The sequence below is a fragment of the Prescottella agglutinans genome (genome assembly GCF_004011865.1).
In the GTDB taxonomy this organism is placed as follows: Bacteria; Actinomycetota; Actinomycetes; order Mycobacteriales; family Mycobacteriaceae; genus Prescottella; species Prescottella agglutinans.
Genome location: NZ_RKLP01000006.1, coordinates 307761 through 330809, shown reverse-complemented (window position 1 = coordinate 330809; position 23049 = coordinate 307761). Strand labels below are relative to the sequence as shown.

Annotated in this window: 19 protein-coding genes; 9 read left to right on the top strand and 10 right to left on the bottom strand. The window is 67.2% G+C overall.

Annotation, left to right across the window (positions count from 1 at the left end; all coding sequences use genetic code 11):
- Positions 1-12: 12 nt before the first annotated feature.
- The 3 genes from rplT to infC are packed head-to-tail and all read right to left on the bottom strand — an operon-like array spanning position 13 to position 1355.
- Positions 13-402, bottom strand: a complete 390-nt coding sequence (gene rplT, locus EGT67_RS13825) for a 50S ribosomal protein L20 (RefSeq protein ID WP_031938929.1) — start codon at positions 400-402, stop codon at positions 13-15.
- A gap of 60 nt (positions 403-462) precedes the next feature.
- Complete coding sequence (rpmI, locus tag EGT67_RS13820) at positions 463-657, bottom strand: 50S ribosomal protein L35 (protein WP_127916630.1); 195 nt, start codon at positions 655-657, stop codon at positions 463-465.
- Positions 658-710: 53 nt separating this feature from the next.
- Positions 711-1355: a translation initiation factor IF-3 gene (infC, locus tag EGT67_RS13815; protein ID WP_206612372.1), complete on the bottom strand. Its 645-nt coding sequence runs from the start codon at positions 1353-1355 to the stop codon at positions 711-713.
- Positions 1356-1715: 360 nt separating this feature from the next.
- On the opposite strand from infC, the gene EGT67_RS13810 reads away from it, so the two are divergent.
- From EGT67_RS13810 to EGT67_RS25470, 3 genes are all read left to right on the top strand, one after another.
- Positions 1716-2093: a DUF1844 domain-containing protein gene (locus EGT67_RS13810; protein ID WP_127916629.1), complete on the top strand. Its 378-nt coding sequence runs from the start codon at positions 1716-1718 to the stop codon at positions 2091-2093.
- A 215-nt stretch (positions 2094-2308) separates the two neighbouring features.
- Complete coding sequence (locus EGT67_RS25095) at positions 2309-2446, top strand: hypothetical protein (RefSeq protein WP_164877565.1); 138 nt, start codon at positions 2309-2311, stop codon at positions 2444-2446.
- 183 nt (positions 2447-2629) lie between these two features.
- Entirely contained in the window at positions 2630-2755 is a 126-nt protein-coding gene (locus EGT67_RS25470) for a hypothetical protein (RefSeq protein ID WP_277750152.1), read from the top strand.
- A gap of 628 nt (positions 2756-3383) precedes the next feature.
- On the opposite strand, the gene uvrA is transcribed toward EGT67_RS25470, so the two are convergent.
- Positions 3384-6338: an excinuclease ABC subunit UvrA gene (uvrA, locus tag EGT67_RS13805; protein WP_127916628.1), complete on the bottom strand. Its 2955-nt coding sequence runs from the start codon at positions 6336-6338 to the stop codon at positions 3384-3386.
- A 166-nt stretch (positions 6339-6504) separates the two neighbouring features.
- Here uvrA and EGT67_RS13800 point away from each other — a divergent pair, with 166 nt between their 5' ends.
- Positions 6505-7197: an MBL fold metallo-hydrolase gene (locus EGT67_RS13800; RefSeq protein ID WP_127916627.1), complete on the top strand. Its 693-nt coding sequence runs from the start codon at positions 6505-6507 to the stop codon at positions 7195-7197.
- Positions 7198-7206: 9 nt separating this feature from the next.
- Here the strand turns inward: EGT67_RS13800 and EGT67_RS13795 are convergent, their stop codons facing one another.
- On the bottom strand, positions 7207-8625 hold the full coding sequence (locus EGT67_RS13795; protein ID WP_241566022.1) for a wax ester/triacylglycerol synthase domain-containing protein: 1419 nt from the start codon (positions 8623-8625) through the stop codon (positions 7207-7209).
- 257 nt (positions 8626-8882) lie between these two features.
- On the opposite strand from EGT67_RS13795, the gene otsB reads away from it, so the two are divergent.
- From otsB to EGT67_RS13780, 3 genes are all read left to right on the top strand, one after another.
- Positions 8883-12797 carry a trehalose-phosphatase gene (otsB, locus tag EGT67_RS13790; protein ID WP_127916626.1) on the top strand — a complete coding sequence of 1305 codons (3915 nt, stop codon included), beginning with the start codon at positions 8883-8885 and terminating at the stop codon, positions 12795-12797.
- Positions 12798-12912: 115 nt separating this feature from the next.
- Entirely contained in the window at positions 12913-13761 is an 849-nt protein-coding gene (locus tag EGT67_RS13785; protein WP_127916625.1) for a DoxX family protein, read from the top strand.
- A gap of 30 nt (positions 13762-13791) precedes the next feature.
- The gene (locus EGT67_RS13780; protein WP_127916624.1) at positions 13792-14070 is read left to right on the top strand and encodes a DUF7218 family protein; all 279 of its coding nucleotides are present in this window, start codon (positions 13792-13794) and stop codon (positions 14068-14070) included.
- A 16-nt stretch (positions 14071-14086) separates the two neighbouring features.
- Here EGT67_RS13780 and EGT67_RS13775 read toward each other — a convergent pair whose 3' ends face one another.
- Together EGT67_RS13775 and EGT67_RS13770 are read right to left on the bottom strand one after the other, a co-directional pair.
- On the bottom strand, positions 14087-14737 hold the full coding sequence (locus EGT67_RS13775) for an HhH-GDP family DNA glycosylase (protein WP_127916623.1): 651 nt from the start codon (positions 14735-14737) through the stop codon (positions 14087-14089).
- A 63-nt stretch (positions 14738-14800) separates the two neighbouring features.
- Complete coding sequence (locus EGT67_RS13770; protein WP_338324859.1) at positions 14801-16228, bottom strand: NAD-dependent succinate-semialdehyde dehydrogenase; 1428 nt, start codon at positions 16226-16228, stop codon at positions 14801-14803.
- 170 nt (positions 16229-16398) lie between these two features.
- Here EGT67_RS13770 and EGT67_RS13765 point away from each other — a divergent pair, with 170 nt between their 5' ends.
- Together EGT67_RS13765 and EGT67_RS13760 are read left to right on the top strand one after the other, a co-directional pair.
- A complete protein-coding gene (locus EGT67_RS13765; RefSeq protein ID WP_127916621.1) occupies positions 16399-18687 on the top strand; it encodes a HelD family protein in 2289 nt (762 codons plus the stop codon).
- A 109-nt stretch (positions 18688-18796) separates the two neighbouring features.
- Positions 18797-19219 (top strand): DUF732 domain-containing protein, encoded by a 423-nt coding sequence (locus EGT67_RS13760; protein WP_164877564.1) that lies wholly within the window; start codon positions 18797-18799, stop codon positions 19217-19219.
- Positions 19220-19228: 9 nt separating this feature from the next.
- On the opposite strand, the gene EGT67_RS13755 is transcribed toward EGT67_RS13760, so the two are convergent.
- The 3 genes from EGT67_RS13755 to uvrB all read right to left on the bottom strand — a co-directional run bounded on the left by EGT67_RS13755 (position 19229) and on the right by uvrB (position 22952).
- A complete protein-coding gene (locus tag EGT67_RS13755) occupies positions 19229-19681 on the bottom strand; it encodes a universal stress protein (RefSeq protein ID WP_127916619.1) in 453 nt (150 codons plus the stop codon).
- Between the two features lie 223 nt (positions 19682-19904).
- Positions 19905-20774 (bottom strand): SCO6745 family protein, encoded by an 870-nt coding sequence (locus EGT67_RS13750; protein ID WP_127916618.1) that lies wholly within the window; start codon positions 20772-20774, stop codon positions 19905-19907.
- Between the two features lie 21 nt (positions 20775-20795).
- Entirely contained in the window at positions 20796-22952 is a 2157-nt protein-coding gene (gene uvrB / locus EGT67_RS13745) for an excinuclease ABC subunit UvrB (RefSeq protein WP_127916617.1), read from the bottom strand.
- Positions 22953-23049: the final 97 nt, after the last annotated feature.

Below are 23049 nucleotides of genomic sequence, written 5' to 3'. Positions count from 1 at the left end.
GGAACAGCTGACTCAGGCCGCTTCTCCGGCCGGAGCGTTGACGTCGGCCGGCAGGGCGGCCTTCGCGACGGCCACCAGGCCGGCGAACGCAGCGGCGTCGGAGACGGCCAGCTCGGCGAGGATCTTGCGGTCGACCTCGACACCCGCAGCCTTCAGGCCCTGGATGAAGCGGTTGTAGGTGATGTCGTTGGCGCGAGCCGCAGCGTTGATACGAGCGATCCACAGCTTCCGGAAGTCGCCCTTGCGCGCGCGACGGTCACGGTAGGCGTAGGTCATCGAGTGGAGCTGCTGCTCCTTGGCCTTGCGGTACAGGCGCGAACGCTGTCCGCGGTAGCCGCTCGAGGCCTCGAGAATCGAACGACGCTTCTTCTGGGCGTTGACTGCCCTCTTTACGCGTGCCACTGCAAAATCCTGTCAATCTTCGGGGCGCTGCCGCCCCGGGTGGTCAAGTAGGGGAAGTGCTCAGATGCCGAGCAGACGCTTGATGCGGGGCGCATCCTGGTCTGCGACGACGGCAACGCCGTCGAGGCGACGGGTCACGCGCGAGCTCTTGTGCTCGAGCAGGTGGCGACGTCCGGCCTTCTGGCGCAGGATCTTTCCGCTACCGGACACCTTGAATCGCTTCGCGGTGCCACTGTGGGTCTTCGACTTGGGCATGGAGTCCTCAGTTCTTGTGTTTCTGTACTTCGGTCTTGCGTGAAGTGGTCGGGCTAGGCGCTCGGCGCCGGCGCAGCGCCACCGTCACCCGCGGCCGGCTTCGGCTGCGCAGGCTGCGCGGCCTGCGCACCCTCCTGGGCCTTCGCGCGCGTCTTCGCGCCCTTGTGCGGGGCGAGCACCATCGTCATGTTGCGGCCGTCCTGCTTCGCGGAGGTCTCCACGAATCCGAGGTCCGCCACATCGGCGCCGAGACGCTGCAGCAAACGGAACCCGAGCTCGGGCCGGGACTGCTCGCGACCACGGAACATGATCGTGACCTTGACCTTCGAACCGGCCTCGAGGAAGCGGATGACGTTCCGCTTCTTGGTCTCGTAGTCGTGATCGTCGATCTTGGGACGGAGCTTCTGCTCCTTGATGACGGTCTGCTGCTGGTTCTTCCGCGACTCGCGCGCCTTCTGCGCCGTCTCGTACTTGAACTTGCCGTAGTCCATGATCTTGCAGACCGGTGGACGGGCATCGGGAGCCACCTCTACCAGATCGAGGTCGGCCTCGAGTGCTACGCGAAGCGCATCCTCGACACGCACGATCCCAACCTGCTCACCACCGGGTCCGATGAGGCGAACCTCGGGAACTCGGATGCGCTCGTTGATGCGGGTCTCAGTGCTGATGGGGCCTCCTAGGTAGTGCGGTGCAGTCACGTGACCGCGCCGCAGCCCGTGCGCCCGCTACCCCAACAAGAAAGCCCCGCGTCGGCGAGGTGCTCGCCGTGCGGGGCCCGATGTCGACCGGTGCGACACCAGTTCCGAGACATCGGACCTGATATCCCTTCGTGTGACCGAAGGAGCCGCCCGGGGAAGTGCCCTGGCGGCGACCGGACCACTGAACTGCACCGATCGGTGCCGCGCAGAGGTGGGAGTCGGACTCCACTTTGCTGCCCTGGCCGGAGCCGAGGGCGGTCGTGACGCACAGCCTAACATCAAACGGTCCGCGCATCGAATCGCGTCGGCCGCCGCGACCCGGACGAATCCGCGACCGTCCGCGATGGAATCCTGACAAGCATGACGCAGAACCCCGACCCTGCCGAAGCCGTCCAGCACGCCGAGGACGACCTCGACGACGTGCGCGATCTCGCCGACGTTCCCGCCATCGAGGTGATCAGCCGCGCCGCCGTCATGCTCATGAGCTCGGCCGCCGAGAAGCTGGGTCTGTCGGACGCCGATCCGGAGAACAGCCCGCACCTCGACCTCGACGAGGCCCGACGGGTGATCACGGCCCTCGCCGGCCTCGTCACCGCATCCGTCGAGTACCTCGGCCCGCACGCCGGCCCGATCCGCGAGGGACTGCAGGCGCTCCAGCGCGCGTTCCGCGAGACGTCCGCGCATCCCGACGAGCCAGGCAAGGGCCCCGGCGAGAAGTACACCGGCCCGGTCTACTGAGCCGACCCCTTCTCTCCACGTCAGACGAAGCCCGCGCCCGGATTCCCGGGTGCGGGCTTCGTGCGCTCGGCCGGTCGAATGCGACGGAACTGCGGATTGCGCCAAATCGCGTCGATCGTTCCCGCTCGGTTGATACCGTGCCCGACGGCATGACGGAGATCACTTCTCCGCCCGACAAGCCCGGCTCGAGCCGGGCCGAGACCCAGGAGACACGAATGGGATCGCTCCTCCAGATCGCCCAACTGCTCGGCTTCGACGTCAAGGAGGAGCTCCTCGCCGCCCTCCCCAAGCTGCTCGATCAGGCCCTCGCCGCGTCCGTCGCCGCGAATCAGCCGCCGGCCACCACTCCGTAGATCTCAGGCCCGACTGGGCACACTCCTCGCGGGCTGACCGGCGGAAACACCAGAACGGGTCAGTTCGGAGAACCCGCCTCCGTTACGGCCCCGCATTGATACCGTGCTCCTCGCGTGTCACCGGTCATGCGCCACCACACAGCGGTTCACCTGCCGGGAGAACCCGTATCGAAGGAGCTTTGGATGGGATCGCTCTACGCCGTTCTCGACGCCCTGCAGCCCCAGATCCACGTCCTTCTCGGCTCGCTCGACCCCCTGCCCGGCGTCCTTCTGAGCAGCGTCGACCTCAGCAGCCTGGGCGACCTGTGATCGAGGCCTTGCGATAGGCCCCGATCCAGCAAGCCAGATCCACCGAAGCGGTGGGGGACGCTCGGTCCCCCACCGCTTTCGCGTGCCACCCCACTGCAGCCCGCCCACAGGCGCCCCCGGTCCACGCAACACCGCGCGTCGAATCGACTTCGACCACCCGACGGCGACCGCCCGCCTGACAGCGAACCGGGCGGATACCTCGGCAATCGACCTCGCCGGCCGGGAGGCGAAGCGCGTGCGACACATCAAGCGTTAGACACATGTCCACTTTCGCGCTGACCGGCGGAAACGCCTGAAATCACCGTGGAGAGACCGACCGGGCGAAACCGGCCCCGCTACTGCCTCGCATTGATACCGTGCCGTTTGCCTGACACCGGTCACGCACCACCACCACACAGGGTTTCCCCGCCAGGAGAACCCACACCGAAGGAGCCACACATCATGCTTGGTTCACCCGAGATGCCCGAACTTTCCGCCTTTGATTCGTTCCTGATGCACGGCTCGTTGGCACTGCGCTACGGCTCGGCGGTACTGGGCTTCGGCTCCTAGGAGGTCCCGGTCCAGCAAGTCAGGACCACCGATCCACCGCAGCGGTGGGGGACGCTCGGTCCCCCACCGCTGTCGCGTGTTAACCGACCGCGGCCGGCTTCCGGACCCGCTTGCGCGGCGTCGACGTGGCCTTCCGGGCCGTCGCCTTGCCGGCGGCCGCACCGTTCGCCACCGCGGGAGCCGTGAGGACCTCCTTCAGGAACCGGCCGGTGTAGCTCTCCGGAACCGCCGCGACATCCTCGGGGGTTCCTTCGACGACGACGGTGCCGCCCCCGGATCCGCCCTCGGGGCCCATGTCGACGATCCAGTCCGACGTCTTGATGACGTCGAGATTGTGCTCGATCACGATGACGGTGTTGCCCTTGTCGACGAGCCCGTTCACGACCTTGAGCAGCTTGCGGATGTCCTCGAAGTGCAGGCCCGTCGTGGGTTCGTCGAGCACGTAGACGGTGCGGCCCGTCGAGCGCTTCTGCAGTTCGGCGGCGAGCTTGACGCGCTGCGCCTCACCACCGGACAGCGTCGGCGCCGGCTGACCCAGCCGCACGTAGCCGAGTCCGACCTCGACGAGGGTCTTGAGGTAGCGGTGGATCGACGTGACCGGTTCGAAGAACTCGGCGGCCTCGTCGATCGGCATGTCGAGGACCTCGGCGATGGTCTTGCCCTTGTAGTGCACCTCGAGCGTCTCGCGGTTGTACCGCGCCCCGTGGCACACCTCGCAGGGCACGTAGACGTCCGGCAGGAAGTTCATCTCGATCTTCAGGGTGCCGTCGCCCGAGCAGGCCTCGCAGCGGCCGCCCTTGACGTTGAACGAGAAGCGTCCCGGCTGGTAGCCGCGCACCTTCGCCTCGGTGGTCGCAGCGAACAGGGTGCGGATCTTGTCGAACACGCCGGTGTAGGTCGCCGGGTTCGAGCGCGGTGTCCGGCCGATAGGCGACTGGTCCACCTGGACCAGCTTGTCGAGTTGGTCGAGGCCGTTGATCCGCGTGTGCCGACCGGGCACCTGGCGGGCGCCGTTGAGCTTGTTCGCCATCACCGTCGCGAGGATGTCGTTGACCAGCGTCGACTTGCCCGAGCCGGACACCCCGGTGACCGACGTCAGCACACCCAGCGGGAAGCTCACGTCGATGCCCTTCAGGTTGTTCTCGCGGGCGCCGACGACAGTGACCTGCCGCTTCCGGTCGACGGCGCGGCGCTCGGCCGGGACGTCGATGGTGCTGCGCCCGGACAGGTACGCACCGGTGAGCGATTCGGCGTTCGTGAGGAGCTCCTCGTACGACCCACTGTGGACCACGCGGCCACCGTGCTCGCCGGCGAGCGGGCCGATGTCGACGACCCAGTCCGAGGTCCGGATGGTGTCCTCGTCGTGCTCGACGACGATCAGGGTGTTCCCGAGATCCCGCAGGCGCGTGAGGGTTTCGATCAGACGGCGATTGTCACGCTGGTGCAAGCCGATGGACGGCTCGTCGAGCACGTACAGCACACCGACCAGGCCCGAGCCGATCTGGGTGGCCAGGCGGATGCGCTGCGCCTCGCCGCCCGACAGGGTGCCGGCGGCACGCGCGAGCGACAGGTAGTCGAGGCCGACGTCGAGCAGGAACCCGAGTCGCGCCTGGACCTCTTTGAGGACCTGCCCCGCGATGGCCTCCTCGCGGGCGCCGAGGGTGAGGCTGTTCAGGAACGCCGAGCAATCGGCGATCGACAGCTCACACACCTGGGCGATCGACTTCTGGCCGTACGTCTCCGACGTGATCGACACCGACAGGATCTCGGGACGCAGACGTGCGCCGTTGCACGCCGGACACGGAATGTCGCGCATGTACCCGTCGTAGCGTTCCTTCATCTGCTCCGACTCGGTCTGCTCGAGCCGCCGGTGCAGGAACGGCATGACGCCCTCGAACTCGGCGTAGTACGAGCGGGTCCGCCCGTAGCGGTTCTTGTACTTGACGTGCACCTGTTCGGTGCTGCCCTCGAGGATCGCCTTGCGGGCCTTGGCCGGCAGCTTGTTCCACGGCGTCTGCATGTCGAAGCCCAGGATGTCGCCTAGGCCGGACAGCAGGCGGCCGAAGTACTCGGCGCTCTGCCCCATCGACCACGGTGCGATCGCGCCGTCGTCGAGCGACAGTTCCGGATCCGGGACCACGAGGTCGGGGTCGACCTCTTTGCGAATACCGAGGCCCGTGCACTCGGGGCAGGCACCGTACGGCGAGTTGAACGAGAACGAGCGCGGCTCGAGGTCGTCGATCGACAGCGGGTGTGCGTTGGGGCACGCGAGCTTCTCGGAGAACCGGCGTTCACGGTCGGGAGCGTCCTCGTCGCGGTCGACGAAATCGAGCACCACGATGCCCTCGGCCAGCCGCAGGGCGGTTTCGACCGAGTCGGTGAGGCGCTGCTTCGCGCTCGCCTTCACGGTGAGACGGTCGACGACCACCTCGATGTCGTGCTTCTCCTGCTTCTTCAGCTTGGGCGGATCGGTGAGCGGATGCACCACCCCGTCGACGCGGACCCGGGAGTAGCCCTGGGTGTTGAGCTGGTCGAACAGGTCGACGAACTCGCCCTTGCGGGTGCGGACGACCGGGGCCAGCACCTGGAACTTGGTGCCCTGCTCCATCTCGAGCACCTGGTCGACGATCTGTTGCGGCGTCTGCCGCGCGATCTGCTCACCACACACCGGGCAGTGCGCAGTGCCGGCACGGGCGTACAGCAGGCGCAGGTAGTCGTACACCTCGGTGATGGTGCCGACAGTCGACCGCGGGTTGCGGTTCGTCGACTTCTGGTCGATCGACACCGCGGGCGAGAGACCCTCGATGAAGTCGACGTCGGGCTTGTCCATCTGCCCGAGGAACTGGCGCGCGTACGCCGACAGCGACTCGACGTAACGCCGCTGTCCCTCGGCGAAGATCGTGTCGAACGCGAGACTGGACTTTCCGGAGCCGGACAGTCCCGTGAAGACGATCAGGCTGTCCCGGGGCAGATCGAGATTGATCCCTCGCAGATTGTGCTCACGTGCACCTTGCACGATCAGGCGATCCGCCACACGTATTCCCTTCTCGGTTCGACCAGGCTGCCCGGCGCGGCACGGACACTCGTCCGGGCGCAGCCCATGGTAGGCGCGGGCACCGACAAACTCGCCGACCAGCGGGTTCCCCGACGATCGGCGGCAGTGGGCGGCGACGCCGCGATTCGACGGTAACCTCCCGATCATGGAGCAGCAGCGCATCACCATCGACGACGACTACACCGGCGATCTGTCCGGCGGTTCGGCCGCGCAACGCCGGACCGTCCCGGGCGCCACGATCATCAAGATGTCCGTCGGCCCCATGGACAACAACACCTACCTGGTGACGTGTTCCGCAACCGGGAAGTCGCTGCTCATCGACGCCGCGAACGACGGTGAGCGGATCCTGCAGCTGATCGACGAGCAGGCACCGCAGCTCGAACTGATCGTCACGACACACCAGCACCACGACCACTGGTTCGCGCTGGCCGAGGTCGCCGGCAAGACCGGACTGCCCACCGCCGCACACCCCCTGGACTCGGAGATCCTGTCGGTCACGCCGACGCGCAGCCTCGTGGACGGCGACACGGTGACCGTGGGCGATCTCACGCTCGAGGTGATCCACCTGAGCGGACACACGCCGGGTGGCATCACGCTCGCGCTGACGGAGAAGAACGACCGCGGACGGGTCCACCTGTTCACCGGCGACTCCCTGTTCCCCGGAGGGGTCGGCAAGACACCGGACGCCGAGCGGTTCGCGTCGCTCATGAACGACGTCGAGGCGAAGCTGTTCGGCCGGTTCCCCGACGACACCGTCTTCTACCCGGGCCACGGCAAGGACTCCACGCTCGGCACCGAACGCCCGCACCTCGCCGAATGGCGCGAGCGCGGCTGGTGAAAGCCGGTTCTAGGCGCTCGCTCCCCAGGACGGCATCAGGTCGATCTGCGTCGCGCCGGCCGGTGCACCGACACGCAGAACTGCGCGGAAGCCCTCGACAATGCACTCGATCATGACCGGCAGATCCCGCACGGAGGCCGTGTCCGCGTTGATTCCCACGCAGCACGTGCCCGCGTGTGACATGAGGGTGATGTTGAGGGCGGTGCCGAGCGTGGGACCGAACGCGTAGTACCGCTCGATCTCCGCGCCTGCGACGTACATGGGGACCGGCGAACCGGGGACGTCGGAGGCGAGGAAGTCGACGTGTTTGAAGACCGATGCGAGGTAGTCGGTGGGGAGCATATTCAGGGCGCCCGCGATGGTGTTCGACAGCGGCAGCGCTGGATCGCTGCGAGACCTGTCGACGATGCAGTCGATCCTGTGCATCAGTTCGACCGGATCGTCGACGTTCGCGGGGAACTCGAGCCGAACGAGAGTGATTCGGTTGCCCCCTATCCGGTCCGATTCGGTTCGCAGACTCACCGGCACCGTCACGCGCAGTCGCTCGACACGGGAGTGCTGACGTTCGTGGTACCTGCGAATCCCGAGCAGCAGCGCGGCGAGGAACGCATCGTTGACAGACCCGTCGCCGATTCTCGAAGCCCGACTCAAATCCTCGAACGGCACGTCCATCACCGCGAGACGTCGTCGGAGACTGCGTTCGGTCATGACGGGCGAAAGTGTGCTCGGGATGGGACGGGCAAAACGCGCAACCGCGATCGCGGTAGTCGTGGCAGATTGCAGGGCCCGGAGCGGATTCACCAACGCGCGACGCAGCGTCGGCACGGCCGCACCTGCACCCTTTCGGACCAGGACGCCGCCGGTCTCCCACGCCCACTTCGCCGTGTCCACGAGATCGCTGAACTCCGCCGGTCCAGGAACATCCGGTAGCGGTCCCCGATCCGTCCCCTCGCGCGCGAAATCGACGATCTCGCCGGCGATCTGGACGCTGCCCAGACCGTCGGTCAGCGAATGGTGGACCTTGAGAACCAACGCGGCCCGGCCGTCGTCGAGACCGGTCAGCAGCGTGAACTGCCACAGCGGACGTGCCATGTCGAACGCTTCCATCGCGCTCCTACGCGCGACCTCGAGCACGGCGTCGAGGTCGGCCGGCTCGGGAAGTGCCATCCGCCGCAGGTGCCACGACAGGTCGAAGTCGGGATCGAGTGTCCAGCGGGGTGGGGCGAGGCTCCACCGCGCGCGAACTATACGGTGCCGAAAGTTCGGCACCACTCGCGTCGCGCGATCGATCATGGTGACCAGTCGACCCCAATCAGGGGTGGTGTCGAGAACGACGACAGCTACGATCGTCGACCGCAGAATCGGATCTTGCTCCATGCTCCAGGAGAAGTAGTCCGACTGGGTCATATGCGTATCGCGTGTGGTCATGGTGCATCACCCTCGTCTTCGGTGACGGCCGTACAACGTCGAAGTTAGTGGCAGTGGGGCCCGCTCGGATAGGGCCGTTCGGCGGCGCTGCCGGCGACGAAAAGCGTGTTCGAGGCTGCCGGACCGGCGTAGGTTGAGGACCATCGAGTTATGCCCGACTGTGCAGGTCGTATCGACAAACGGGGCCTGGGTTCGGTTCCCGGTCGCGACCGGCGGGTGGAAGGCGGGGCCATGCAGACCGCAGAGGGGTGCGATCGATGACTCCTTCTGTGATCGATCCCCGCCGCGTGGATGCGATGATCTTCGCGCTCGAAGGCGTGATCGTCGATACCGCCGCGATCAGTATCGCCGTGTGGTCCGAGGTCTTCGGCGACTACGTGGCCCACCAGGCGTTCACGGAGGACGACTACCGCCGATTGGTGGAGGGCTCGTCCGAGATCGATGCCGTCGCGGCCGTCGCGGCGTCACGCGGGATCGAACTGCCCCGCGGCACTCCCTCCGATTCCCCGATCGCCGAGACGGAGTGGGGGGTGGCGAACCGCGTCGACGAGGCGTTCCGGAACCGGATCGCACATGACGAAGTGCCGGTGTTCGCGCCCACCGTGGAGTTGGTGCGGCGACTGCGCAGCGCCGGCCTGGGAGTTGCCGTGTGCTCGTCGAATCGCCACGGCCCGCAGATCCTCGAAGCCGCCGGAATCGGCGAGCTCTGCGAGGGGCCGAGCGCGGAATTACCCGACGAGACCGACCCGGCGGCACTTCTTGCGACTGCCCTCGATCTCGGCAGCCGCCCCGCTCGGACGGGGACCGTACACGGAACACCCGCTGGCATCGTTGCGGGCCGTCTGGCCGGCTTCGCGCTGGTGATCGGAGTCGACCGCACGGGCCGCGGGGAGCCGTTCCGTGGCGTCGGGGCCGACGTGGTGGTCAACGACACGGCGCACATCGACTTCCGTGGCGGAACCCACCGGATCTCCGAGATCCCGGATGCCCTCACCTCCCGGCACCAGTCCGCCGCGATCCTGCGTACCCGGCGACCCGCCGTCTTCCTCGACTTCGACGGCACGGTCGCGGAGATCGTCGACCAACCCACCGCGGCCGCCCTCGTCGACGGCGTGGCCACCGAACTCACCCGACTCGCCCGAAACTGTCCGGTCGGGATCATCAGTGGTCGGGATCTTGCAGATGTTCAGGCCCGTGTCGCCGTTCCCGGCCTCTGGTATGCGGGCAGCCACGGATTCGAACTCGTCGGCCCGGACGGTCGCCACTACCAGAACGACCTGGCCCTGGCCGCCGAACCGGATCTGGACCGCGTCGTCTCGACGCTGCGTGATCGGCTGCAGTCCGTTCCCGGAGTTCTGGTGGAGCACAAGCGGTTCGCCGTAGCAGTCCACCACCGCAACGTCGACGCGGACCGTGTGGACGAGGTGATCGCAACGGTGTGCGCGGTCGCCGCGGACGAACCACGACTTCGCGCCACGAGTGGCCGCAAGGTCACCGAGTTGCGTCCCGACGTCGAGTGGGACAAGGGACGGGCGCTGTCGTGGGTGCTCGACCACGTCACCGAATCCGAGGATCTGCTCCCGATCTACGTCGGAGACGACTTGACCGACGAGGACGCATTCGATGCGATCGAGGACACCGGGTTCGGGATCGTGGTGCGGCACTCCGAAGATGGCGACAGGCGGTCGTCGGCACAGTTCGCGGTCGACGGCCCAGCGCAGGTCCACGAACTTCTACAGCGACTCGCTGATCTGGTCGGCAGCGATCCACACATGGAGCCGCCTCCGGAAGACCCCTGGACGGTGTTCTTCGAAGGTTACGACCCGAAATCGGAGAAGCTGCGTGAGGCGCTGTGCACAGTCGGGAACGGCGCGTTCGCCACGCGTGGGTGCGCGCCGGAATCACGCGCCGGAGCGGTGCACTATCCGGGCACCTACGCGGCAGGCATCTTCAATCGCCTCCAGGAGGAGAAGGCGGGCCGCGTCATCGACAACGAAAGCATGGTGAACCTGCCCAACTGGCTGCCGTTCACGTTCCGCGTCGACGGCGGACCCTGGTTCGACGTCGACCGCACCGAACTGCTCGAGTACCGTCAGTACCTCGACTTGAGACGAGCGGTCTTCGTCCGACGGCTACGGTTCCGCGACGGGGCCGGCCGCACCACCTCGGTCGTGCAGCGGCGGTTCGTCGCGATGCACCTCCCCCACGTCTGCGCGCTGGAAACCACGATCTCCGCAGTGGACTGGTCGGGTCGTCTCGAACTGCGATCCGAACTCGACGGCGCCGTCGACAACACCCTCGTCGGGCGCTACCGCGAACTGGCGAGCAAGCATCTGGAACCGGTGCAAGCGACTGAACTTTCCGCGGACTCCGTGTTGATCGCCGTGCAGACCACGAGTTCCCGCATTCCCGTCGCGCTCGCCGCCCGCACCACCCTGTGGCGTGACAACGAATGTCCGCCGACTTCGTATCGCCTGGTCGAGGGAGACGGACGTATCGGACACGACATCACCGTCGATCTGGCGGCCGGCCAGTCTGTGACCGCGGAGAAGATGGTCACGGTCTTCACCGGTCGCGACAGCGCAGTGTCGGAGCCCGCAGACGAGGCCGCGCGATGGCTTGCTCGCGTAGGTCGGTTCGAGGAGGTGCTCGACGGCCATGTCCTCTCCTGGGCCCGGCTCTGGGACAGCCTCGGCATCGACCTCGAGGGCCACGGTCACGCCCTGCGGATCGTCCGATTCCACCTGCTGCAACTGTTGCAGACGGTGTCGCCCAACACCGCCGACCTCGACGCGGGCGTACCGGCCCGTGGACTGCACGGCGAGGCGTATCGAGGTCACATCTTCTGGGACGAACTGTTCGTGTTCCCGGTACTGAACCTGCGACTCCCCACGCTGACCAAGTCACTCCTGCGGTACCGCTACCGGCGTCTTCGGGAGGCCCGGCGCACGGCGCGCGAGGCCGGACGAACCGGAGCGATGTTCCCGTGGCAGTCGGGGAGCGACGGCCGGGAGGAAAGCCAACAGCTGCATCTCAATCCGATATCCGGACGCTGGAAGCCGGATCCGAGCCACCGCCAACTGCACACCGGCATCGCTGTCGCCTACAACGTCTGGCAGTACTACCAGGTCACCGGAGACCTCGAGTTCCTCATCGAACTCGGCGCCGAAATGCTGATCGAGATCGCCCGCTTCTACGCAGGCCTCGCGGAGTTCGATGCAGACCGCGCCCGGTACGTCATCCGCGGCGTGATCGGACCGGACGAGTTCCACGCAGGATACCCAGGCGCCCCGTACGACGGGATCGACAACAACGCATACACCAATGTGATGACCGTGTGGGTGCTGTTGCGGGCCATCGAGGCACTCGCAGTCATCCCGCGCCAGATCCGCTCGGATCTCACCCAGGCGCTGGGGCTGCCGACGCAGGAGATCACCCGGTGGGAGGACGTCAGCCGCCGCATGTTCGTCCCGTTCCACGACGGGGTGATCAGCCAGTTCGAGGGCTACGGCGAGTTGGCGGAACTGAATTGGAAGGACTACGGCCTGCGCTACGGCAACATCCAACGCCTGGACCGGATTCTCGAGGCCGAAGACGACGATGTGAACCGCTACCAGGCCTCGAAACAGGCGGACGTGCTCATGCTCTTCTACCTGCTTTCCGCCGACGAACTCCGAGAACTGTTGCAGCGGTTGGGCTACAGCTTCGCAGCGGACGCCATCCCACGGACCATCGACTACTACATTGCACGAACCTCACACGGCTCGACGCTGAGCAGCGTCGTCCATTCCTGGGTGCTGGCCCGCGGCAGTCGCGACCAGGCGATGGAGTTCTTCGACCGCGTGCTCGCGTCCGACGTCGCCGACATCCAGGGCGGCACCACTTCGGAGGGCATCCACTTGGCGGCGATGGCGGGCAGTGTCGACCTCGTGCAACGCTGCTTCTCCGGGCTCGAGGTCCGCGGCGACCGGCTCGTGTTCTCCCCGGACTGGCCCGCAACGCTGGGGACGCTCGAGTTTCCGATCTTCTACCGCGGGCACCGCCTCCGGTTGACGATCAACGGTCGCCGGATCGAGGTCAGCGCAGCGCCCGGTAACCAGCCGTCGATCGAGATCGAGTGTCGTGGGCAGGTGGCACAACTGCATCCGGGTTCCACAGTGAGCCTGAGCTAGACATCGCCGGAGGCCGCACCGGTCGTGCGCGCCGACGATCCCCTTTTCGATTCGTCTCCTGCCGGACTCCGCCCACACGGATACGGTAGAGGGAACCTAGGTTGGGAGGCAGCCAATGCTCGTTCGCCGAATTGCCCGCCCATTGCTGTCCACCGTCTTCATCGCCGGTGGCATCGGAGCGCTCCGGAGCCCTTCCCCACCAGCACAGGCTGCGGGACCGTTCCTCGAGAAGAGCATCGAGACACTGCCGGGTGCGGTGACCGACAAGTTGCCGTCCGACCCCGAGACACTGGTCAAGATCAATGCAGCCGTGCAGATCGGCGCGGGCGCGTTGCTCGCGATCGGCAAGGCGCCCCGCGCCTCCTCGCTGGTCCTCGCCGGGACGCTGATCCCGACCACCGTCGCCGGACACGACTTCTGGAACGTCGACGACCCGCAACAGCGCGCGATGCAGCGCATGCAGTTCTTCAAGAACATGACGATTCTCGGGGGCCTGCTGATCGCGGCGGTCGACACCGAGGGCAAGCCCTCGCTGGGTTGGCGCGGTAGGCGTGCCGCACGCAAGGCGCAGACCGCCGTCTCAGATGCGTTGTCGAGCAACAACGGACCCGATACCGAGCACACCCTGCACGTGGTGTCCGACCGGGCGCGCGCGGCCGCCGAGCAAGCCGGTGAACGAGGCGGCGAACTACTCGACGCTGCACGAGTTCGCGGCGCCGCCCTGGCCCACCTGGCCATGGAGCGCGGCACCGAACTCGGCGAAGTCGCCCGTGAGCGCGGACCGGTGCTGGCAGAACTCGCGCGCGAGCGCGGCACGGAGTTCGCGCATTTGGCGCGGGAACGCGGCACCGAGTGGGCTGCCACAGCCAGCGAACAGGGCGAGGAACTGAGCAGGCGGGCGCGCAAACAAGCCGAGCGAGCCCTGGCAACCGCACGGGCGAAGGCAGCCGAGTTGCAGGATTGACATCGAGACACCACTGCGAGGTGAGCGAGAATGCCCACGAACGAACCCCGGGAATCCGATCCTCGTCTGAAGGATCCGGAACTGTACGAAAAGCTGCGGGAAGAAGGTGACTCGAAGGAGAAGGCAGCGCGTATCTCCAATGCTGCCGCCGGCGAAGGACGCTCGTCGGTCGGACGCAAGGGCGGCGAGGCGGAGAACTACGAGGACCGCACGGTCGACGAACTGCGCGACCGTGCAAAGGAACTCGGCATCTCAGGGTATTCGTCGCTGAACAAGTCCGAGCTGATCTCGAAACTTCGCAACCATTGACCCGGTGCACCGCCCGTCAATTCGCCAGTACCGCGTCACGTAACTCCGAATCGACGGTGACCCGAACCAGGGCCGCCGCGAGCGGCGCAACCTCCCGAGACCCCGACAACTCGATCAACCTCGACGGGTCCTGCGGCAGATGCAATTCGTCGGCACCGCGCAGTACCCGCTCGTCCATGTGCGGCCGCAACCAGGGCCACGTGTCCTGGACTTCACGCATGAAGATCTCCGCGCCGACGGGCCCGATTCCGTCGAATTCCTCGAGCAGGCGGGCGGCCGCGGACTCGTCGTGGCCACTTCGCTCGGCGAGCTTGCGCAGGTCCCCGCGATACTCGTCCCCGACACGCTCAGCCGCCTCGCGAAGTCGCGTGGCGGTGCTCTCGTCGTAACGCGAGTAGTGACCCCGTTTCAATGCGGCGATGACCTCCGCGCGGGGCGCACTCGCCATCGCCTCCGGGGTCCGCCAGCCGGCATGGAACAGTTCCCGTGCTGCACGTGTCGCTATCTCCGCGGAGATCCGAGCACTCAGCAGCATCGACAGCACCAGCAACTGGAACAACGGCTTCGGCTGATCCTTCAGCGTGATCTGTGCCTCCTGCGCATACGATTCCCCGGCGCGGCCGAGGAGGTCGTGGACGATAGCCGATTCGTTGCGCGACGTGCCCATATCAGTGGATACCCGACCGCCGGACGGATGAAACGGGCAAGGTCGTGGCTCCGCCGGTGACTACTACGGTCGATCAGCCGGTGCCGGCGGCACCGAGCGAATCAACTTGCGGTTCGCGAATTCGAACAGGCCCAGGTCGCCCAACTCGCGACCGAATCCGGAGCTCTTGACTCCACCGAAGGGGAGTTCGGGTTCGGTCGAGGTGGGACGGTTGATCCACACCATGCCGCTGCGAATCCGGTCCGCGACCGCGCGGGCATGATCGGGATCCGCACCGAAGATCGTGCCGCCGAGACCGAACCGGGTCGAATTCGCGAGGTCGACAGCCTCGTCCTCGTCCTCGACCCGGTAGACGACCGCTACGGGTCCGAACAACTCCTCACCGTACGCACGCATCTCGGGGGTGACGTCGGTGAGGATCGTCGCCTCGACGAACGCGCCCTTCCCGTCGGGCCCGCGGTCGCTCGGGCGCGATCCGCCGATCGTGACCGCAGCCCCCTTACCGAGCGCGTCCTCGATCTGCGCGAGCAGCGTCTGTGCCGCATCCTCCGACGACAGCGGACCTAGGGTGGTCGCCGGGTCGGACGGATCGCCCACCACCAGCTCGGAGAAGCGCCGCGAGAGTCCGGCGACGAAATCGTCGTAGATCGCTTCCGGCACGATGAACCGCTTCGAGGCCACACAACTCTGTCCCGTGTTGCCGAGGCGGCCGGCGGCGGCAGCATCGAGCGTCGCGTCCAGGTCGTCCGCGTCGAGCACCACGAACGGGTCACTGCCGCCCAGTTCGAGAACACACTTCTTCAGGTGTCGTCCGGAGATTTCGGCCAGGGACGTGCCGGCTCGTTCGCTGCCGGTGAGCGATGTGCCCTGCACGGCGGGATTCGATACGACCCGCTCGACGTCCGAGATCCGGAGAAACAGGTTGCTGTAGACCCCTTCCGGGGTCCCTGCGTCGGCGAGCAACTTCTCGAGTTCCAGCGCGGTCTGAGCGCACGAACTCGCGTGCTTGAGCAACACCACGTTTCCCAGCAGGAGGTTCGGTGCCGCGAAGCGTGCTACCTGGTAGATCGGGAAGTTCCAGGGTTCGATGCCGAGCAACACGCCGATCGGCTCGTTCACGACCTCGGCGGTTCCGTCCTCGACGTCGATCCGCCGGGAACCGAGGAGTCCGGGCCCGTGTTCGGCGTAGTAGTCGAAGATCGCCGCCGACAGATCGACTTCGACTCGGGCCTCGCCGATCAGTTTGCCCATCTCCCGGGTCACCGACGCCGCCAGGTCCTCCTTTCGTTCGCGTAGGAGTTCCGCCGCCCGCGCCAAGACCCGGGCACGTCGCTCGACGGATTCCTCGCGCCAGATCTCGAACGCGGCGGCGGCACGATCGACGATCGCGTCCAACTGCTCGCCGACCAGGTACGGGTACTCCCCGATCGATCTCCCGGTGAACGGGTCGACCGTGTGGAAGGGTGTCGGATCGGGTCCGGATGCGCTCATCGGTTGCATGGTCGTCGAGGTCATGCGTTCCTCTCCCGTCGGCTCGCTCGGTTACGTTCGTCCGTGACGTACCCGCAAAGACGTCGGGTCAACCAGCAGTTCTGCGGAGCAGCCGCACATCGCACTAGACTGCTTGGGCGCTTTTCTGCCGTTCCAACCTAGGAGACCTCTTGCCCGACGAGGCCCGTGTGCACCCCGATCTCGACCACGAGCAGGGTTACGTGTCGACGCTGTACGAGCGCCTCGACGAACTACGCGCCTATGCGCAGAAGCGGCTGAGCCAGGTCCTCCTCCAGACCGGCGGCACACCTCAGGCGCGCAGCGAACGCGAGTCGTTCACGCAGATGTACTCCGAGGACCTCACGCGTTACGACGCCGCCGAGAACGGCCTGTGCTTCGGCCGGATCGACGTGGACGACGACAACGAGCCGCGCTACATCGGCCGAATCGGCATCCTCGACGAGGCGAACGACTACGAGACCCTCCTCCTCGACTGGCGTGCGCCGCTCGCCCGCCCCTTCTACCTGGCCACCCCGGCCGCGCCCGACGGCGTGACCCGCCGCCGCCACATCCGCACACGCAGTCGCACGGTGACCGCCCTGAACGACGAGTACCTGGATCTGGCTGCGGCCGAGGAGCACGGTGGCGGCAGCGGCGCCGGCGGCGTGGCGGGTGAGAGCGCGCTGCTCGCTGCCCTGAACGCCGCTCGCACAGGGCAGATGCACGACATCGTCGAGACGATCCAGGGCGAGCAGGACACGATCATCCGCTCGAACCACAAGAGCGTGCTCGTCGTGCAGGGTGGGCCGGGCACCGGCAAGACCGCGGTCGCCTTGCATCGCGCCGCCTACCTGCTCTACACGTACCGCCAGCAGTTGGAGAAGTCCGGTGTCCTCATCATCGGCCCCAACGCGACGTTCCTCGACTACATCAGTCAGGTGCTGCCGTCGCTCGGCGAGACCGGCGTGCTGCTGTCGACCATCGGAGACCTCTACCCGGGGGTGCGGGCGACCCGTGAGGACTCGCTGGCGGCGGGCGAACTGAAGGGCTCGCTCGCGATGATCGACGTGCTCAAGAAGGCTGTGCGGGACCGGCAGGAGGTGCCGAAGCAGCCGATCGAGCTGCGATTCGACACGTACCCGATCACCCTCGACCGCAAGGTCGTCACCCGGGCTCGCGGCCGCGCACGGTCGTCGAGGCGACCGCACAACCTGGCGCGGCCGATCTTCGTGTCCGCGGCGATCGAGGCCCTCGCGGATCAGCTGGCGGCAACCCTCGGTGCGAACATCGTCGACGGCGGCAACCTGCTCAGCCGTGACGACATCGCCGACATGCGCGACGAGATGCGCGAGGACGCGTCGATCATGGCGGCCCTCGACGCGTTGTGGCCCGACCTGACGCCGCAGCAGGTGCTGACCGACCTGCTGCGCTCCCCCGAACGGCTCGCGACGGCCGCCCCCGACCTCGGTGCCGAGGAGCGTGCAACGCTGCTGCGCACCTCCGGGGTCGGCTTCAGTGCCGCCGACGCGCCCCTGCTCGACGAACTGGCCGAGCTGCTCGGTGTCGACGACGCCGCGGAACGCGAACGCGCGCAGCGCCGCTGGCGATCACAGATCGCCGACGCCCAGGGTGCGCTGGACATCCTCACCGGCTCGGCACCGCAGGATCTCGAGGACGACCTCGACCCCGAGATCCTCATGGCGTACGACCTGATCGACGCCAGCCAGTTGGCGGAACGCCAGGAGATGGGCCGCCACGGCACGACGGCCGAACGTGCCGCGGCCGACCGCACGTGGACCTACGGCCACGTCATCGTCGACGAGGCGCAGGAACTGTCGGAGATGGCGTGGCGAATGCTCATGCGGCGCATCCCGAATCGGTGGATGACACTGGTCGGCGACACGGCCCAGACCGGCGATCCGGCGGGCAGCTCGTCGTGGCAGGACGTGCTGGGACCGTACGTGGCGCAGCGCTGGAAGCTGACCGAACTGACCGTGAACTACCGGACCCCGGCCGAGATCATGGAACTCGCGCATCGGGTGCTCGAGGAGATCGATCCGGATCAGACTGTCCCCCGGTCGGTTCGGGAATCGGGCTTCGCACCGTGGGCGCAGCACGTGGACGAGTCGGAGATCTTGGACGAGGTGCGGCGCCGGGTCGCGGGCGAGACCGGGCCCGGCCTCACCGCGGTCCTCGCGGGGCACGACCACGTCGAGCACCTGGCCGACCTGCGGTCGGAGTCGGTGAGCGTGCTGACCGTCAAGGACGCCAAGGGACTCGAGTTCGACTCGGTGATCATCGTCGAACCGCAGGACATGCTGGACGACTCGCCGCGCGGAATCAACGACCTGTACGTCGCGCTGACCCGCGCCACCCAGCGCCTCGGGATCGTGCACGCCCGCCCGCTGCCGACGGCACTCGGATCGCTCGACGTGTCGGTCGTGCCGTCGGGAAGCTGATCGGCGAACCGACACTCGCGGAATCGGCCGAAGCGGTACCGTGCCAGGGGCCCTCGAGCCGATCGGGCCTCACACCACACCATCGCGCACCAAGACGGGACAGAAAACCATGCCGACGAGTTCGACCGTTTCCCGCCGTGCGCTGCGCTCGGCGACGGTGAGTGTGGTCGGAGTGGTCACCTCGATCGTGGTGGTCGGGTGTACGTCGGCGACCGCCACCGACGACGCGCCGCATCCCGCCACACCGGTCGCGGCCGAAACCGTGTCCGCGACAGCGGTCGCCGATGCCCGCGTCACGCGCTATGCGGACGCCCTCACTGCGGGTGGGTTTCCCGACGCGGTACCGCGCTCGACGCTGTTCGCGCTGGCCGACGGGGTGTGCCGGCAATCTGCCGCCGGCACACCCGACTCGACGATCCTCGACAATCTACGGTCCGTGGGCGCCTACGGTGCGAGCCTCTCGGGTGGCACGCTCACCCCCGACGCGGCCACGCAACTGCTGCTCGACGGAGCCCGCGCGGACTTCTGCTGACAGCCGAACTCAGCGGACGGTGTGCACGATCAGAACGTCCGACGTGGACTTGCGCGCCGCATCCGACGGAACCGACCCGAGGAGACGCCCGGTGATCGTGTTGAGCCCCCGGTTACCGACCACCAGAAGGTCGGCTTCGACCTCGTCGACGAGGGCGAGCAGCGAGTCGACGGGCGCGCCCACGATCGCGCGCTCGACGATGTTCTTGGCGCCGGCCGCGGTGGCCCGCTCGCGCGCTGTCCGCAGGATCTCGAAAGTGGGGGCCGACCCGGTGACCTGGTAGGCGTCCTCACCGAGGGTGTCCTGCGCCACTTCGGTGTCCTTGGGATCGGCCGGGTAGTACGCGCACGCGATCACGAGCTTGGCCTCGGCGTCCCCGGCCAGCGCAGCGGCCTTTTCCACCGCGCGATACGACGAGTCCGATCCATCGGTTCCGACGACGACGGTCCGGTAGGCGCTCATTCATTCCTCCATATGTGCGTTGATCGAGGACGGTGGCCGTGGTGCCCTGGTCGACCGAGATCCCCAACTGCTGCGCTGACATTAGCCTCATCGGCGCACAGCCTGGTGGAATTGCGGCACAACATGCTTCATCCCCCGGTGGATGGCTCCACCCTGTGTCGCGGTGGATGGCTCCACCCCTGACGCACCATTTCACCACGGCGACAGGGTGGAGCCGGAGTCGTCAGCGCGATTCGCCGTACCGAGGGCCGAACAGCGCTGCCGGGAACAGTCCCGACTCGCGCACCGACTTCCGCCACGGCTCGGTAAGTTCCGCGAGGCGCGCGGCGCCGTCCTCGCCCAGTTCGGTCCACGGCGCCGCCGCCAGTTCGTCGGTGAGATCCTCGACCACGTCACGCAACTCGCGGCCGTCGGTGGTCAATTCGCCTCGCCCGTCGAGGAGTTCGCGGTCGCGGAGCCCGGAGACGGCGGCGTCCCATGCAGCCTGCGACCATCCTCGCCGGGTCTGCGCGAACTTCTTCTGGAATCCGATCCCGGCCGCGGTGTGGGTGATCAGCGCCTCGAGGCCGCTGAGCCCGGCGGTCTGCAACGCCGCGACATGCCCGTCTCCGCGGTACTCCCGCAGCAGGGTCAGGGCGTGCCACAGCACGAGGTGCGGTTCGTCCGGCCAGTCGAGGGCGGCGTAGCCCGCATACAGCGGTCGACCGTTGACACCGGGAATCCCCTGCGCCGCGATCGCCGCCAGCTGTGCCGCCTCCGACATGTCGGCCGACGTGACGGCGTCCCCGAACAACGCCCGATAGGCGGCATCGACGCCGCGGTACCGCGCCCGGACGATCTCGTCGGGGTCGGCCAGATTCCACGCGCGCGGGATCGCGTCGCCGATCAACGCGGGATCGAAGTTGTAGAAGGTCGCGGCCACAACGCCGGCACCGACCGCACCCATCGGGGCCGCACGCCCCGCGAAGTACGTCATCCGACCCGGCTCCAAACCGACCCCGACCAGTTCGGTCTCCACCTCGGGTGCGAAGTAGCTGAGCGAGTGGAGCAGTTCCAGAGAGCGTGCGGTCCGACCGGCGAGATGAGCGTCCATGACCCAAGACGTTAGCGGGCGCTACTTCAGCCCCGCCGCGTCCATCCCGCGCAACTCCTTCTTCAGGTCCGCGATCTCGTCGCGCAGCCGCCCGGCGAGCTCGAACTGCAAGTCCCGCGCGGCGTTCATCATCTGGTCGGTCAGTTCCTTGACCAGATCGGCCAGCTCGGCGCGCGGCATCGACTTCACGTCGCGGCCCTCGTACACGCCGGCGCTGACCGCGCGTCCCGCCTCACCCTGGGCGCGGCGACCGCGGCTCGCGTTGCGACCGGATCCGCCCACGCCGACCTCGGTGTCGTCGGCCTCCTCGTACACCTGGTCGAGGATGTCGGCGATCTTCTTCCGCAACGGCTGCGGATCGACGCCCTTCTCGAGGTTGTACGCGATCTGCTTCTCGCGGCGACGCTCGGTCTCCTCGATGGCGCGCTGCATCGAGTCGGTGACCTTGTCGGCGTACATGTGGACCTGGCCGGAGACGTTGCGGGCCGCGCGGCCGATGGTCTGGATGAGGCTGGTGGTGCTGCGCAGGAACCCTTCCTTGTCCGCGTCGAGGATCGCGACCAGCGACACCTCGGGCAGGTCGAGGCCCTCACGCAGCAGGTTGATGCCGACCAGGACGTCGTACTCGCCCAACCGCAGCTGCCGCAGCAGCTCCACCCGTCGGAGCGTATCGATGTCCGAGTGCAGGTAACGCACCCGGATACCGAGCTCGAGAAGGTAGTCCGTCAGGTCCTCGGCCATCTTCTTGGTGAGCGTCGTGACCAGGACACGCTCGTCGCGTTCCGTCCGTTGACGGATCTCGTGCACCAGGTCGTCGATCTGGCCCTTGGTGGGCTTGACGACGACCTCGGGGTCGACCAGGCCGGTGGGTCGGATCACCTGCTCCACAAACTCGCCGCCCGCCTGGCCGAGCTCGTACGGCCCCGGCGTCGCCGACAGGTACACCGTCTGGCCGATCCGGCCGGCGAACTCCTCCCACGTGAGCGGGCGATTGTCCGTGGCCGACGGCAGACGGAACCCGAACTCGACCAGGTTGCGCTTGCGGGACATGTCGCCCTCGTACATGGCACCGATCTGCGGGACCGTCACGTGGGACTCGTCGATCACCAGGAGGAAGTCCTCCGGGAAGTAGTCGATGAGCGTGGCCGGCGCCGACCCTGCGGGGCGGCCGTCGATGTGCCGCGAATAGTTCTCGATGCCCGAGCAGAAGCCGACCTGCTTGATCATCTCCAGGTCGTACTGCGTCCGCATACGCAGCCGCTGCGCCTCGAGCAACTTGCCGCGGTTCTCCAGGTCGGCGAGCCGTTCCTCGAGTTCGATCTCGATGTCCTTCACGGCGCGTTCCATCCGCTCCGGGCCGGCGACGTAGTGCGTGGCCGGGAAGATCCGCACCGTGTCGACCTGGCGCACCACATCGCCCGTCAGCGGGTGCAGGTAGTAGAGCGCCTCGACCTCGTCGCCGAAGAACTCGATCCGGACTGCCAGTTCCTCGTAGGAAGGGATGATCTCGACCGTGTCGCCGCGCACCCGGAACGAACCGCGGGTGAAGGCCATGTCGTTGCGGTTGTACTGCACGTCGACCAGGAGCCGGAGCAGCGCGTCCCGGTCGACCTCGACCCCGACCTCGAGCTCGATGGAACGGTCCAGGTACGACTGCGGCGTGCCGAGGCCGTAGATGCACGACACCGACGCCACCACCACGACATCGCGCCGGGACAGCAGACTCGACGTGGCCGAGTGGCGCAACCGCTCCACGTCGTCGTTGATCGACGAGTCCTTCTCGATGTAGGTGTCCGTCTGCGCGATGTACGCCTCGGGCTGGTAGTAGTCGTAGTACGAGACGAAGTACTCGACGGCGTTGTTCGGCAGCATCTCCCGCAACTCGTTGGCGAGCTGCGCCGCCAGCGTCTTGTTCGGGGCCATCACCAGCGTCGGGCGCTGCACGCGCTCGATGAGCCACGCCGTCGTCGCCGACTTGCCGGTACCGGTCGCGCCGAGCAGGACGACGTCCTTCTCCCCCGCCCTCAGTCGTCGTTCGAGGTCGTCGATGGCTTCCGGCTGGTCACCGGCCGGCTCGTATTCGCTGACGACCTGGAAGCGGGCGTCGGCCCGTTCGATCTCGCTGACCGGCCGGAACTCGGAATGCGCCACCACGGGGTGCTCGGATGCGAACGCCATGAGACCAGGGTATGCGCCGCTTCCGACAAGTTCTGATAACGCTGTGCGGGACGGCTCCGATCGTTGGTGCCCGGCCCCGCGATTACCGGTACTTTCT

What these genes read in the sequence shown, in the direction of transcription:
- rpmI (WP_127916630.1), bottom strand. Translation starts at nt 657, where the DNA reads ATGCCCAAGTCGAAGACCCACAGTGGCACCGCGAAGCGATTCAAGGTG.
- EGT67_RS13810 (WP_127916629.1), top strand. Translation starts at nt 1,716, where the DNA reads ATGACGCAGAACCCCGACCCTGCCGAAGCCGTCCAGCACGCCGAGGAC.
- EGT67_RS25095 (WP_164877565.1), top strand. Translation starts at nt 2,309, where the DNA reads ATGGGATCGCTCCTCCAGATCGCCCAACTGCTCGGCTTCGACGTCAAG.
- EGT67_RS25470 (WP_277750152.1), top strand. Translation starts at nt 2,630, where the DNA reads ATGGGATCGCTCTACGCCGTTCTCGACGCCCTGCAGCCCCAGATCCAC.
- EGT67_RS13800 (WP_127916627.1), top strand. Translation starts at nt 6,505, where the DNA reads ATGGAGCAGCAGCGCATCACCATCGACGACGACTACACCGGCGATCTG.
- EGT67_RS13795 (WP_241566022.1), bottom strand. Translation starts at nt 8,625, where the DNA reads ATGACCACACGCGATACGCATATGACCCAGTCGGACTACTTCTCCTGG.
- otsB (WP_127916626.1), top strand. Translation starts at nt 8,883, where the DNA reads ATGACTCCTTCTGTGATCGATCCCCGCCGCGTGGATGCGATGATCTTC.
- EGT67_RS13785 (WP_127916625.1), top strand. Translation starts at nt 12,913, where the DNA reads ATGCTCGTTCGCCGAATTGCCCGCCCATTGCTGTCCACCGTCTTCATC.
- EGT67_RS13780 (WP_127916624.1), top strand. Translation starts at nt 13,792, where the DNA reads ATGCCCACGAACGAACCCCGGGAATCCGATCCTCGTCTGAAGGATCCG.
- EGT67_RS13775 (WP_127916623.1), bottom strand. Translation starts at nt 14,737, where the DNA reads ATGGGCACGTCGCGCAACGAATCGGCTATCGTCCACGACCTCCTCGGC.
- EGT67_RS13770 (WP_338324859.1), bottom strand. Translation starts at nt 16,228, where the DNA reads ATGAGCGCATCCGGACCCGATCCGACACCCTTCCACACGGTCGACCCG.
- EGT67_RS13760 (WP_164877564.1), top strand. Translation starts at nt 18,797, where the DNA reads ATGCCGACGAGTTCGACCGTTTCCCGCCGTGCGCTGCGCTCGGCGACG.
- EGT67_RS13755 (WP_127916619.1), bottom strand. Translation starts at nt 19,681, where the DNA reads ATGAGCGCCTACCGGACCGTCGTCGTCGGAACCGATGGATCGGACTCG.
- EGT67_RS13750 (WP_127916618.1), bottom strand. Translation starts at nt 20,774, where the DNA reads ATGGACGCTCATCTCGCCGGTCGGACCGCACGCTCTCTGGAACTGCTC.
- uvrB (WP_127916617.1), bottom strand. Translation starts at nt 22,952, where the DNA reads ATGGCGTTCGCATCCGAGCACCCCGTGGTGGCGCATTCCGAGTTCCGG.